The following is a 13,024-nucleotide window of genomic DNA, read 5'->3' as shown; positions in this document are numbered from 1 at the left end:
CTCAGATCCGTGACGACGCGGGAAGACTCACGGCATGTCTGCCGCGTACGCGACCTTCGGCCTGGCCCCGGCGACCCGCGCGGGCTTCGTCCTCGCCGACGGCGGCCACCAGGCCCACCGGGACTTCCTCGACTTCGTCGTCGACGGCCGCCCGCTGCTGTTCCAGCTCTGCGACCTCGACGCCGTCTCCCCGCTCGCCTCCGACGTGCCGCCCGCCATCTTCACCGAGCAGATACGCGGCCTGCTGCGCGAGGCCGACGCGCCGCTGCCCGGCGGCCGGTACGTCATCTACGGCTGCCCCGAGTGCGCCGACCTGGCCTGCGGGGCGGTCACCGCGGTCATCGAACGCGACGGCGACGACTACGTCTGGCGGGACTTCGCCTGGCAGACCCGCGACGACGTCGACCTGGAACGCGACGGCTACCACGGCATAGGGCCGTTCCGGTTCCGCGGCGGGCAGTACCGGGCGGCCCTGGCCGCGCTGCCGGACCCGAGCCGCCGGCGGGTGCTGCTCATCGGCGCCCGCGTCGCGCTGCTCGCCAAGCTCGCCGCCGCGCTGCGCACCATCGGCGTCGGCGCCGACATCGCCCACGACGTGGACGGCGTGCCCGCCGAGGAACTGCGCGGCTACGGCGCCGTCGCGTTCGGCCGCGGCGTCGGCGAGGCCGAACGGGCCGCCGTACGCCGTGCGTTCGAGTCCGCCGGTGTGCCGGTCGCCCACTTGGTCGCCGAGGCCCCGATCGTGCCGCTGCTCGTCGCGCAGATCGAGCACGCCCTGGACGACAGCCCCGTGGAGCGGCGCCGGCTGACCCGGCTGACCGCCGCCGGGGGCGAGGCGGGCGTCGAGGTCACCTCACCGTGCCGGGTGCGGCTGACGGCGTACCGCGTGGACCGGCTCTCGCGCACCCGCACCCACGACGTCTTCGACGGCATCCTCGAACCCGGCAGCCATCGCATCCCGCTGGACGCCCGGGCGCTGACGGGCAAGGCCTGGATCGTGGCCCGGACCCCGGGCGACGTCCTGGTGGAGGCCCTGCGCTGACCGGCGCCGTACCCCCACGGGCCGCGCCGCTGTCACCGGCGGCCGTTAGGATCGGCGCCCTGATGACTGCCACTCTCGTCGCCAAGAACCTCGCCGCCGGGCACGGCGACCGCTCGCTCTTCTCCGGGCTCGACCTCGTCGTCGCGCCCGGCGACGTGATCGGGCTGGTCGGCGCCAACGGCGCGGGCAAGTCCACGCTGCTCACCCTCCTCGCCGGGCTCCTGCCGCCCGAGCACGGGGAGCTGCGCCTGTCCCCGCCGACGGCCACCGTGGGCCACCTGCCGCAGGAACCGGAGCGCCGGCCGGGGGAGAGCGTGCGGGAGTTCCTGGCCCGCCGCACCGGCGTCGCCGCCGCCCAGCTCGCCATGGACGAGGCCACCCAGGGCCTGGTCGACGGGGCGCCCGGCGCGGACGACGCGTACGCGGCCAGCCTGGAACGCTGGCTCGCCCTCGGCGGCGCCGACCTCGACGAGCGCGCCGAGGAGGTCGCCGGCTCCCTCGGCCTCGCCGTCGGCCTGGACCAGCCGATGACATCCCTGTCCGGCGGCCAGGCGGCCCGCGCCTCCCTCGCCTCACTGCTGCTGTCCCGCTACGACATCTTCCTCCTCGACGAGCCCACCAACGACCTCGACCTGGACGGCCTGGAGCGACTCGAACGCTTCGTGAGCGGGCTGCGCGCGGCCACGGTCGTCGTCAGCCACGACCGCGAGTTCCTCACCCGCACGGTCACCAAGGTCCTCGAACTCGACCTCGTCCAGCAGCAGATCAACCTCTACGGCGGCGGCTACGACGCCTACCTGGAGGAGCGCGAGGTCGCCCGCCGGCACGCCCGCGACGACTACGACGAGTACGCCGACAAGAAGTCCGCCCTGGAGGACCGGGCGCGCACCCAGCGCTCCTGGATGGACAAGGGAGTGAAGAACGCCCGGCGCAAGGCCGGCGACAACGACAAGATCGGCCGCAAGTTCCGCAGCGAGGCCAGCGAGAAGCAGGCCGCGAAGGCCCGCCAGACCCAGCGGCTGATCGAACGGCTGGACGTCGTCGAGGAGCCGCGCAAGGAGTGGGACCTGCGCATGGAGATCGCGGCGGCTCCGCGCTCCGGCGCGGTCGTGGCGACTCTGCGCGACGCCGAGGTCCGGCGCGGCGACTTCACCTTCGGCCCGGTCTCCCTCCAGATCGACTGGGCGGACCGGGTGGCGGTCACCGGCGCGAACGGCGCCGGCAAGTCCACGCTGCTCGCCGCCCTGCTCGGCCGTGTCCCGCTGGACGCCGGGCACGCCGCGCTCGGCTCCGGGGTGCTGGTCGGCGAGGTCGACCAGGCGCGGAAGCTGTTCCACGGGCCCGAGGCCCTGCTGGACGCGTTCTGCGCGGCCGTCCCCGACACCGAGCCGGTCGAGGTCCGCACGCTCCTCGCCAAGTTCGGCCTCAAGGCCGGCCACGTGGTGCGTCCAGCGGCGACCCTGTCCCCGGGCGAGCGCACCCGGGCGGCACTGGCGCTGCTCCAGGGCCGCGGCGTCAACCTCCTCGTCCTCGACGAGCCGACCAACCACCTCGACCTGCCGGCCATCGAGCAACTGGAGTCCGCCCTCGACGCCTACGAGGGCACCCTGCTCCTGGTCACCCACGACCGCCGCATGCTGGACGCGGTCCACGTCACCCGCCGCCTGGAAGTCGCCGCCGGCAAGGTGACGGAGCGCTAGGCAGGGCCTGACTGGGGCCGGTTTGACGCACGTCCGCTCACTCCGCCGCGAGCCGTGTCGCCAGCTGTGGGTAGTGGGCGACGAACCCCTCCGCGTCGATCTCCAGGTCGCTGCGGAAGGAGCCGGAGGCGTAGCGGACCCGGCCGCCGCCGCCGGACAGCCGGGCCAGGTGGGTGTACGTCTGCCGGGAGGGGCGTACCACCAGGTCCGGCACCGACACCCAGGCCATCAGGAACTCCTGCTCGCCGGCCGCCCGGTGCAGTGCGTGCCGCAGCACCGGCATGGTGTTGGTGAGCGGGCTGAGCCCGAGGTCGCAGTCCAGCGCGCCGGCCAGCGCAGCCAGCGGCTCACCGTCCGCGCTCCAGCCGCCCCGGCCGTCGTGCCGCAGCTCCAGCGTCCGGGTGCGTGCGGCGGTCTCCGCGGTCACCAGCAGCCGCCGCGTGACGTAGTCCTCCGCGGTCTGAAGCTCGTAGGAGATCCAGTACGGCTCCGGTGTCGTGCCGACCGCCCGGCCCCGGGCGTGCAGGGCGCCCTGGCCGCAGTCGACCCAGGCGGTCTCGTACCCGCCGCTCGCCGGCACGTCCCAGGTGAACACACGGGAAGTGGTCATACGGCCACTGTACGAGGGCGCCCGGCCCCGCCCCTGCCGGAGCGGAACCGGGCGCACCGACAACGGCCTAACGGCGGCCCTTCTTGTCACCGCCCAGCAGGCCCGCGCGGCGCAGCGCGTCGGCCATGGCGCTGTTCGCCGGGGCCGGAGCCTGGCGGCCACCGCCGCCGCTACCGGCACCGCCGCCACCACCGCCGCCACGGCCCTGGCGCTGCTGCGGCGGGCGCCCGCCGCGCTGCCGGCCGCCGCCGGACGGGGCGGACTTCTCCTGCGGGGCCGCCGCCTCGTCGTCGAGTCGCAGGGTCAGCGAGATCCGCTTGCGCGGGATGTCGACGTCGAGGACCTTCACCTTCACGATGTCGCCGGGCTTGACGACGTCGCGCGGGTCCTTGACGAACGTCTTCGACATCGCGGAGACATGCACCAGGCCGTCCTGGTGGACGCCGACGTCGACGAAGGCGCCGAAGGCGGCCACGTTGGTGACGACCCCTTCCAGGACCATCCCGGAGCCGAGGTCGGAGATCTTCTCCACGCCCTCCTTGAAGGTGGCCGTCTTGAAGGCGGGACGCGGGTCGCGGCCGGGCTTCTCCAGCTCCTTGAGGATGTCGGTGACGGTCGGCAGACCGAACGTGTCGTCGACGAACTCCTGCGGCCTCAGCGAGCGCAGCACCGAGGTGTTGCCGATCAGGGAGGCGACCTCCTGCCCGGTGTTCTTCACCATGCGGCGCACCACCGGGTAGGCCTCCGGGTGCACGCTGGAGGAGTCCAGCGGGTCGCTGCCGCCGCGGATGCGCAGGAAGCCCGCGCACTGCTCGTACGCCTTCGGGCCGAGCCGCGGCACCTTCTTCAGCTCGGCGCGGGAGGTGAAGGGGCCGTTGGCGTCGCGGTGCGCGACGATGTTCTCGGCGAGCCCGGAGGTGATGCCGGAGACGCGGGCCAGCAGGGGAGCGGAGGCGGTGTTCACGTCGACCCCGACGCCGTTCACACAGTCCTCCACGACCGCGTCCAGCGAGCGGGACAGCTTCACCTCGGACAGGTCGTGCTGGTACTGGCCCACACCGATCGACTTCGGGTCGATCTTCACCAGCTCGGCCAGCGGGTCCTGCAGCCGGCGCGCGATGGACACCGCGCCGCGCAGCGACACGTCCATGTCGGGCAGCTCCTGCGAGGCGAACGCGGACGCCGAGTACACCGAGGCGCCGGCCTCCGACACCATCACCTTGGTGAGGTTCAGCTCCGGGTGCTTGGTGATCAGCTCACCGGCGAGCTTGTCGGTCTCGCGGGACGCGGTGCCGTTGCCGATGGCGATCAGCTCGACCGCGTGCTCCTTGGCCAGCCGGGCCAGCTTGGCGATGGCCTCGTCCCACCGGTTCGCCGGCACGTGCGGATGGATGACGTCCGTGGCGACGACCTTGCCGGTGGCGTCGACGACGGCGACCTTGACGCCCGTGCGGAAACCGGGGTCGAGGCCGAGCGTCGCGCGCGTGCCCGCCGGGGCGGCGAGCAGCAGGTCGCGCAGGTTGGCCGCGAAGACGCCCACGGCGTCGTCCTCGGCGGCCGTGCGCAGCCGCAGCCGCAGGTCGATGCCGAGGTGGACGAGGAGGCGGGTGCGCCAGGCCCAGCGGACGGTGTCCTTCAGCCACTTGTCGCCGGGCCGCCCGCGGTCGGCGATCCCGAACTTCGCGGCGACGATGCCCTCGTACGACGACGGGCCGTCCGTGGGCTCCTCCGGCTCCAGGACGAGGTCGAGGACGTCCTCCTTCTCGCCGCGCAGCATCGCCAGAACGCGGTGCGAGGGCAGCTCCGTGAACGGCTCGGCGAAGTCGAAGTAGTCGGCGAACTTGGCGCCCGCCTCCTCCTTGCCCTCCCGCACCTTCGCGGCCAGCCGGCCCCGCACCCACATGCGCTCGCGCAACTCGCCGATCAGGTCGGCGTCCTCGGAGAACCGCTCGGTGAGGATCGCGCGGGCGCCGTCCAGGGCGGCCTGCGGATCGGCGACGCCCTTGTCGGCGTCGACGAAGGCCGCGGCGGCCGCGAGCGGGTCGACGGACGGGTCGCCGAGCAGCCCCTCGGCCAGCGGCTCCAGACCCGCCTCGCGGGCGATCTGCGCCTTGGTGCGCCGCTTGGGCTTGTACGGCAGGTAGATGTCCTCCAGCCGCGCCTTGGTCTCGGCGCCGCGGATCTGCGCCTCGAGTTCCCCGGTGAGCTTGCCCTGCTCGCGCACCGACTCCAGGATCGCGGTGCGACGCTCCTCCAGCTCCCGCAGATAGCGCAGCCGCTCCTCGATCGTGCGCAGCTGCGCGTCGTCGAGCATCTCCGTCGCTTCCTTGCGGTAGCGGGCGATGAAGGGCACCGTCGAACCGCCGTCGAGCAGCTCCACGGCGGCTTTCACCTGCCGCTCCCGTACGCCGAGCTCCTCGGCGATCCTGCCTTCGATGGACCCTACGAGGGGTGTCGTCACGATCCCGTACCGCCTTATCCACATCGGGTTGCGCGGCAATTGTGGCAGGCGGCACCGACAACGGTGGATCAGGGCGTGGCCCCGGCGGGGCGGGACCGCGAGCCGGGGCGGGCGGGGACGACCGGGGCCGGGGCGGGGCGGGGACGAGCGAAGCCGGGGCGGACGGGCGGCGGTCGCGCCTCACTGGCCCGCGGTGGTCACCGACTCACCGGCCCGCCCCGTCCCTTGGCTCACGCCCCATGTCCCCGGGCCGTGCCCGAGGCGCCGCCGAACAGGCGGGCCACGGCGCGGAACGGCAGCGTCACCACCGTGCCCACCGCCGAGCCGATCTGGCGCAGTACGTCTGCGATCGCGCGCAACACGTGGATCCCCTTCGTTCGTCCGGTCTCCTGTCCCGGACCGGGTACCGCGCCACCGTCCGCCCATGCCGGAACCGACGGCTCCCCCCTTGCCGACCAGGCCCGCCGGGAAGGCGCACGCGTGGGCGGTGGGTGTGGGCGGGCGTCTGCGGGTGGCCGGTCTCCGCCTGCGGCGGGCCCGGGTCGGCCGGGGAGGGCGGGGTGCGTGTGAGGTCGGTCGGCCAGGCGGTGGCCTCCCTGCCGGCGGTCCCGGCCCGACGGCTCAGCCCTTGCCGACCAGGTCCGCGGGGAAGGCGCCCGCGACGGCTGCGGTGTGGGCGAAGGTGCCGGCGAGGTCCGTGAGGCGCGCGACGTCCTGCGCGCCCAGGTGTTCGTAGGGCGCCTGGTCCAGCCGGTCCGTCTGCTCCTCGATGTCCGCGCGCAGCGCCGCGCCCCGTTCGGTCAGCTCCCCGGACGGGTCGAGCAGGCCGCGCTCGCGCAGCCGTCCCTGGGCCGCCTCCCAGTCGGCCCAGGTCCAGCCGCGCGTGGTGAACACCCAGTCCGGGGTCATGCCCTTGCCGGTCGCGGTGTGGGTCACCACGGCCTCCAGGCCGTCCAGCTCGGCCGCGAGCAGCACGGCGAGGTGACCGTCGCCGCGGTGCTCGCGCAGCAGCGTCGCCGCGTGCCAGAGCGCCAGGTGCGGCTCCTCGGGCACCAGTAGGTCGGCGTGGGCGGCGTACAGCGGCCGCGCGGGGCGGGAACAGGCCTCGGCGGCCCGCAGCGCCAGCCGCGCCGCCTCCGCCATCTCGTCCGACGCGATCGCCTCCTCACCCAGCAGCCGGCGCAGCGAGCCGTCGACGGCACGCGCGCGTGCCGCGAGGACCTCGGCCGGCGCGGCCTTCGCCCACACCGCGGGCACGTGCTCGGCGACCAGGTCGTACCGGTAGTTGTAGAAGGCGGCGGCGACCGTGCCGGCGCCCACCGGGCCGAGCGCCGCCGCGCGCACGGCGAAGTTCACCGCGCGGGGGTGCGAGACGCCCAGCGCGCCCAGCTCCCTCCCCAGCTCGGGCGCGAAGTAGTGCGTGGCGTGCAGCGTGTTCAGCGCGTTGTGGCAGCGGCGGCCGGCGCGCGGTGCGAGGACAGCGGTAGTCATGCGAGCACGTTACCGACCAGTCGGTATCTACTCCAGCCACGCGTCTCGCTCGCCCCCCGTCATGGCCGAAAAGGTGGGAAATTCGTCGTTGCCGCCATCGCCCGGCTCCCGAAGAATCGTCGGCATGGCGCAGCGAACCGTTCTCTTCCTGCTCTTCGACGGCGTGCAGAGCCTCGACGTCACCGGCCCCCTGGAGGTCTTCACGGGCGCGGAGAAACAGACCCCGGGCAGCTACCGCCTGCGTACGGCGTCCCCGGGCGGCGCCCCCGTGCGCTCCTCCAGCGGCCTGCTCCTCGTACCGGACGAGGCGCTGGAGGACACACCCGACCCGCACACCCTGCTCGTCCCCGGCGGGCAGGGCACCCGCAGCCCCGACCCCCACCTGGTCGACTGGCTGCGCAGGCACGGACCGCGGGCCGAGCGCCTGGTCTCCGTGTGCACCGGAGCGATCCTCCTCGCCCGGGCGGGCCTGCTCGACGGCCGCCGCGCCACCACGCACTGGGCGTACTGCGCCAAGCTCGCCCGGGACCACCCGGCCGTCCAGGTCGACCCCGACCCCATCTACGTCCGCGACGGCCACGTGAGCACCTCCGCGGGCGTCACCTCCGGCATCGACCTCTCCCTCGCCCTGGTCGAGGAGGACCTCGGCCGGGAAGCGGCGCTCACCATCGCCCGCCATCTCGTCGTCTTCCTGCGCAGGCCCGGCAACCAGGCGCAGTTCAGCGCCCAGCTCGCCGCGCAGACCGCCTCCCGCGAGCCGCTGCGCGAGGTGCAGCACTGGATCACCGAGCACCCGGACGCCGACCTCGGCGTGGACGCCCTCGCGGCCCGCGCCCGGCTGTCGCCGCGTCACTTCACGCGCGCGTTCCAGGCCGAGACCGGCACGACACCCGGCCGGTACGTCGATCGCGTCCGCCTCGAACACGCCCGCCGCCTGCTGGAGGACACCGGCGACGGCGTGGAGGAGGTCGCCCGCGCCAGCGGCTACGGCACCCCGGAGGCCATGCGACGCGCCTTCGTCAAGGCCCTCGGCGCCTCCCCGGCGGAGTACCGCCGCCGGTTCCGCCCCGCCACCACCCTCTGAAGGGACCCTGATGCAGATCGCCCTGGTCGTCTACGACCGCTTCACCGCCCTCGACGCCGTAGGGCCCTACGAGATCCTCAGCCGCCTGCCGGACGCGCACGTCGACTTCGTCGCCGAGGAAGCAGGCGCCGTCCGTGCCGACACCGGGTTCCTCGCCGTCACCGCCGACCGCGCCCTGCGCGAGGTGCCCAGCCCCGACGTCGTCGTGGTGGCGGGCGGCCCCGGCACGTTCGCGCAGGCGGCGAACGAGGCCCTGGCCGAGTGGCTGCGCGCGGCCGACGCGACGAGCACGTGGACGACCTCCGTGTGCTCCGGGTCGCTGCTGCTGGGCGCCGCCGGCCTGCTGCGGGGCCGGCGCGCCACGAGCCACTGGGCCGCGCTGGACCTGCTGCGGCAGTACGGCGCCGAACCCGCCGGGCAGCGGGTGGTCTTCGACGGCAAGTACGTCACCGCCGCCGGGGTCTCCTCCGGTATCGACATGGCGCTCGCCCTGGTCGGCCGGATCGCCGGCGACGAGCACGCCCAGGCCGTGCAACTGCTCACCGAGTACGACCCGCAGCCGCCCTACGACGCCGGGTCGCCCGAGAAGGCGCCCGCGCACCTCGTCGAGGAGTTCCGCACCGCGAGCCGCTTCAGCCTGACGTAGTCCAGGTGAAGCGCGGAGCGCGCCGCTCCAGGAACGCGGCGACGCCCTCCGCGGTGTCGCCGCTGCCGCGCGCCTGCCGCGCCCAGTGGTCCTCGCGGTCGGCGCGGCCGTTCGCGAACTCCTTGGCGGCGGCCTGCGTGAGCTGCGAGCGGGCGGCCAGGACGCGGCTGAACTCGGCGATCCGCTTGTCCAGTTCGCCCTCGGGCAGCAACTCGTCGACGAGGCCGGTGCGCAGGGCCCGCTCGGCGTCGATCAACTCACCGGAGAAGAGCAGGTACTTCGTGGTCGCCGGGCCGACCAGCGCGGCCAGCCGGCGGGTGGCGGAGGCCGGGTAGACGATTCCCAGCTTCGCGGGCGTCACCCCGAACAGCGCCCCCTGCTCCGCGAACCGCAGATCGCAGGCCGCCGCGAGCTGGGCGCCGCCGCCCACGCAGTGGCCCCGCACCGCGGCCAGCGTCGGCTTGGGAAACGCGGCCAGCGCCTCCTCGGCGAGCACCGCCAGACGCTGGGCCTCCTCGGGGGAGCCCTGGAGCGTGGAGATGTCGGCGCCCGCGCAGAAGGTGCCGCCCTCGCCGGTCAGCACCAGGACGCGCACCTGCGGATCGGCGGCCAGGCCGTCCAGCAGCGGCGGCAGCGCCCGCCACATCTCCGCCGTCATGGCGTTGCGCTTGGCCGGATGGCGGATGACGACGGTGGCGACCGCGTCGGTGACGCTGTGATACAGCTCGGGCTCCATGCGCCGGATGCTATCGGCGGTGCGGAGCCGCGCGGGCGGTGCCGGGAGTGAGACCGCGCACGGAGGCGAGGTGAAACGTCCCACGCTGGGCGAAGACCCCGCCGGCGAATCCGGGGGACGGCCCCGCGGAACCCGTACAACCCGAAGAGTTCCGGAAGACGGCAGGACGGGGACACGAGCAGTCCCACATCTGACCGTGTCATACGCCAACGGTCACGAACGCTCGATATGTGCCTACTTCTGGTCACCTGTGCGGAGGCGAGCGACGTGTTCCCAACACTCGACGTGTGGTGACAATCGAGCGCAGAGGTGGCGACCGGACGATGGACGATCACGGGCGCGGGTCCGCCCCCCGCCCAGCGGGCGGGACGGACACTCCCGCCGGCCCGCCGAGACGGGACCCGCTGCCGTACGAGGGCGTGTGGCGGTTCACCGCCCCCGCTGTCGACGCCTCCGTACCGCAGGCCCGGCACGCCGTGCGGGACCTGCTGTACCGCCAGGGCGTCCCGGTCACTTCCGACCTGCTGCAGGGACTGCTGCTGATCGTCTCGGAGCTGGTGACCAACGCCGTCCGGCACGCGGCGCTGCTGTCGCCGATGCTCGCCGTGGAGGTGGCGGTCGGCGCGGAATGGGTGCGGGTGTCCGTGGAGGACAACCACCCCTACCGCCCCACCGCCCTGGAGGCCGATCACGGTCAGCTCGGCGGGCGCGGGCTGCTGCTGGTCCGCGAGATCACCCGGGAGGCGGGCGGGGTGTGCGACGTGGAGCACACCGCGAGCGGCGGCAAGGTGATCTGGGCGGCCCTGCCGCTCACGCCCGCGCGCCTGCCGTAACGTTCCTCGACCGGCCCGGCGGCGTGCGCCCACCGGCCCGGACGGCTCTCACCGGACCGGACGGCCCTCACCGGACCGGACGGCCCTCACCGGACCCGGCGGGCCCGGCTGGGCCCTCACCGGACCGGGGCGGCCCTCACCAGCCCGCGCTCGGGCCCGTCAGCTCCCTGACCGCCGGACGCACCGCGTCCAGCACGGTCATGAACCAGGCCGAGAACGTGTCCTTCGCGTGGCGCTCGGCCAGCTCGGCGGGGGTCACGAAGGCCGTCGCGCCGACCTCCTCCGGGTCCGGACGCAGCGGGGACTGCACCAGCCCGACGAACAGGTGGTTGTACTCCTGCTCCACCAGGCCCGACGCCGGGTCCGGGTGGTTGTAGCGCACGGTGCCGGCCTCGGCGAGCAGCGACGGCGACACGCCCAGCTCCTCGTACGTGCGCCGGGCGGCGGCGGCGAAGGGCGCCTCACCGGGGTAGGGGTGGCCGCAGCAGGTGTTCGACCAGACGCCGGGCGAGTGGTACTTGCCCAGCGCCCGCTGCTGGAGCAGCAGCCGGCCGGTCTCGTCGAAGAGGAACACCGAGAACGCCCGGTGCAGCTGCCCGGGGGGCTGATGGGCGGCGAGCTTCTCCTCGGTGCCGATCGTCACGCCGTTCTCGTCGACCAGTTCCAGCAAAATCGCATCCGCGGTGCCGTTCGACGACGAGGTGTGCGTCGCGGTGGCAGGTGTGATCGGCATACCCATCCTTCGCATCGTCCTACGGCCCCAGTCTGCCGTACGCATCCGGCACTCCCGGTGCTTGGCGGCGCGCCCGCATGTCACGCGCCGACGCGGACCGCGGCCGTTACCGCCCGGTCGCCGGAAGGGGGCCCGGTGGTTGATGTTGCCCGGGGCGACGGCTGCGGAACCGTCCTTTCCGGGTGACGCGGGGCGCGGCGGCGGGGGCGCTCAGTGGCACAGACGCGCTTCGTGCTCCGCGTGGCCGCCCGGCTCCAGCTGGAAGGTGCAGTGCTCCACGTCGAAGTGGCCGCCGAGACACTCCTGCAACTCGTGCAGCATCTTCTCGTGGCCGATCGCGCTGAGGACCTCGGTGCTGACCACGACGTGCGCGGACAGCACCGGCAGGCCGGAGGTGATCGTCCAGGCATGCAGGTCGTGAACGTCCTCCACGCCGTCCAGGGCCAGGATGTGCGTGCGCACCTCCGCCATGTCCACGCCCTTCGGCGCCGACTCCAGCAGCACGTCCAGGGTCTCGCGCAGCAGCTTGACGGTCCGCGGGACGATCATCAGACCGATGACCAGCGAGGCGATCGGGTCGGCGGCCTGCCAGCCGGTGAGCAGGATCACGCCGGCGGCGATGATCACCGCGACCGAGCCGAGCGCGTCCGCGGCGACCTCCAGGAAGGCGCCGCGCACGTTGAGGCTCTCCGACTGGCCGCGCATCAGCAGGGCGAGCGAGACGCTGTTGGCGATGAGGCCGACGAGACCGAAGACGATGGTCAGGCCGCCTTCGGTCGCGGCGGGGGTGACGAAGCGCTGGATGGCCTCGACGAGGACGTAGCCGCCCACGCCGAGCAGCAGCAGGCAGTTGGCGAGCGCGGCGAGGATCTCGGCGCGGGCCAGGCCGAAGGTGCGGTGCCCGCTGGGCGGACGGTTCGCGAAGTGGATCGCCAGCAGGGCCATGCCGAGTCCGAGGGCGTCGGTGGCCATGTGCGCGGCGTCGGCGACCAGCGCGAGGGAGTCGGCAAGCAGGCCGCCGACGATCTCGACCACCATCACGGTGAGCGTGATCCCGAGCGCGGCACGCAGCCGCCCGCGGTACGCCGCGGTCGCCGTCCCGGCGGTGTGCGCGTGCCCGCCGTGACCGTGCGCGTGATCGTGCCCAGCCCCCATGAAACTCCTCCTGTGAACGCCCGAGCCCCCAGTCAACTACGGGCGGGGGGTATCGGGCAACGCGGCACTGAACACCGTTGTCATATGCCCTGACCTGCACAAACGAACCCCAGGTCAGAAGCCTGCGAGCTGCTCCGCAGGGAGTGGCCGCGACATGACGCGCCACCCGGACCCGGCGGGTCGGCCCCGGATGCGGTCCGGTGTGGCGGGGGCCGGACGGGGTCCGGCGCGTTGGGGGGCGGGGCCCGGCGGACCGGGGGCCGGACGGGGTCCCGGGGGGCGAGGGCCGGGCCGGGCCCGCGGGGCGCGGGTCGGCCGGGGCCCGGGGCGGCGGAAGCCGCGCGGTGCAGGGTTTGCGGCGGAACGCCCCGGCACCCTGGACCGGCGCGGTCCCGCCTGGCCGTTCACGCGGCCTCGCGGACCCGGCCCCGTCACCGGTCGCGCCGCTCGCGCCCGGCCTGAGTGCGGCGCCGCTCCCGTAGACCCGAGCTCCCCTCACGGCTGGCCCCCCACGGCCCGGCGCGTGGCTCCCG

Annotated in this window: 12 protein-coding genes; 5 read left to right on the top strand and 7 right to left on the bottom strand. The window is 74.1% G+C overall.

Annotated features, from left to right (window positions below; all coding sequences use genetic code 11):
- The first annotated feature begins 34 nt into the window (after positions 1 to 34).
- Positions 35 to 1,042, top strand: coding sequence for an oxidoreductase (locus tag AC0B9F_RS07015; RefSeq protein WP_471999350.1), 1,008 nt, complete (start codon positions 35 to 37; stop codon positions 1,040 to 1,042).
- Between the two features lie 62 nt (positions 1,043 to 1,104).
- A complete protein-coding gene (locus AC0B9F_RS07010) occupies positions 1,105 to 2,742 on the top strand; it encodes an ABC-F family ATP-binding cassette domain-containing protein (protein WP_471999348.1) in 1,638 nt (545 codons plus the stop codon).
- Positions 2,743 to 2,779: 37 nt separating this feature from the next.
- On the opposite strand, the gene AC0B9F_RS07005 is transcribed toward AC0B9F_RS07010, so the two are convergent.
- From AC0B9F_RS07005 to AC0B9F_RS06990, 4 genes are all read right to left on the bottom strand, one after another.
- Positions 2,780 to 3,352: a putative glycolipid-binding domain-containing protein gene (locus AC0B9F_RS07005; RefSeq protein ID WP_471999346.1), complete on the bottom strand. Its 573-nt coding sequence runs from the start codon at positions 3,350 to 3,352 to the stop codon at positions 2,780 to 2,782.
- A gap of 67 nt (positions 3,353 to 3,419) precedes the next feature.
- The gene (locus AC0B9F_RS07000; protein WP_471999343.1) at positions 3,420 to 5,813 is read right to left on the bottom strand and encodes a Tex family protein; all 2,394 of its coding nucleotides are present in this window, start codon (positions 5,811 to 5,813) and stop codon (positions 3,420 to 3,422) included.
- Positions 5,814 to 6,043: 230 nt separating this feature from the next.
- Positions 6,044 to 6,175, bottom strand: coding sequence for an LPFR motif small protein (locus AC0B9F_RS06995; protein ID WP_471999341.1), 132 nt, complete (start codon positions 6,173 to 6,175; stop codon positions 6,044 to 6,046).
- Positions 6,176 to 6,434: 259 nt separating this feature from the next.
- Complete coding sequence (locus AC0B9F_RS06990) at positions 6,435 to 7,304, bottom strand: SCO6745 family protein (protein WP_471999339.1); 870 nt, start codon at positions 7,302 to 7,304, stop codon at positions 6,435 to 6,437.
- A 124-nt stretch (positions 7,305 to 7,428) separates the two neighbouring features.
- On the opposite strand from AC0B9F_RS06990, the gene AC0B9F_RS06985 reads away from it, so the two are divergent.
- On the top strand, positions 7,429 to 8,388 hold the full coding sequence (locus tag AC0B9F_RS06985) for a GlxA family transcriptional regulator (protein ID WP_471999337.1): 960 nt from the start codon (positions 7,429 to 7,431) through the stop codon (positions 8,386 to 8,388).
- A gap of 10 nt (positions 8,389 to 8,398) precedes the next feature.
- Entirely contained in the window at positions 8,399 to 9,034 is a 636-nt protein-coding gene (locus AC0B9F_RS06980) for a DJ-1/PfpI family protein (protein ID WP_471999335.1), read from the top strand.
- Here the strand turns inward: AC0B9F_RS06980 and AC0B9F_RS06975 are convergent.
- Positions 9,021 to 9,770, bottom strand: coding sequence for an enoyl-CoA hydratase/isomerase family protein (locus AC0B9F_RS06975; protein ID WP_471999333.1), 750 nt, complete (start codon positions 9,768 to 9,770; stop codon positions 9,021 to 9,023). The two genes, AC0B9F_RS06980 and AC0B9F_RS06975, sit on opposite strands and share 14 nt — an antisense overlap.
- A 323-nt stretch (positions 9,771 to 10,093) precedes the next feature.
- Here AC0B9F_RS06975 and AC0B9F_RS06970 point away from each other — a divergent pair, with 323 nt between their 5' ends.
- Positions 10,094 to 10,603: an ATP-binding protein gene (locus AC0B9F_RS06970; protein ID WP_471999331.1), complete on the top strand. Its 510-nt coding sequence runs from the start codon at positions 10,094 to 10,096 to the stop codon at positions 10,601 to 10,603.
- A gap of 136 nt (positions 10,604 to 10,739) precedes the next feature.
- Here AC0B9F_RS06970 and idi read toward each other — a convergent pair whose 3' ends face one another.
- Together idi and AC0B9F_RS06960 are read right to left on the bottom strand one after the other, a co-directional pair.
- Entirely contained in the window at positions 10,740 to 11,336 is a 597-nt protein-coding gene (gene idi / locus AC0B9F_RS06965) for an isopentenyl-diphosphate Delta-isomerase (RefSeq protein ID WP_471999329.1), read from the bottom strand.
- Positions 11,337 to 11,546: 210 nt separating this feature from the next.
- The gene (locus tag AC0B9F_RS06960; protein WP_471999327.1) at positions 11,547 to 12,491 is read right to left on the bottom strand and encodes a cation diffusion facilitator family transporter; all 945 of its coding nucleotides are present in this window, start codon (positions 12,489 to 12,491) and stop codon (positions 11,547 to 11,549) included.
- Positions 12,492 to 13,024: the final 533 nt, after the last annotated feature.

This window comes from Streptomyces sp. NPDC097129 (genome assembly GCF_055668065.1).
This window is presented reverse-complemented; position numbering and strand designations above follow the sequence as displayed.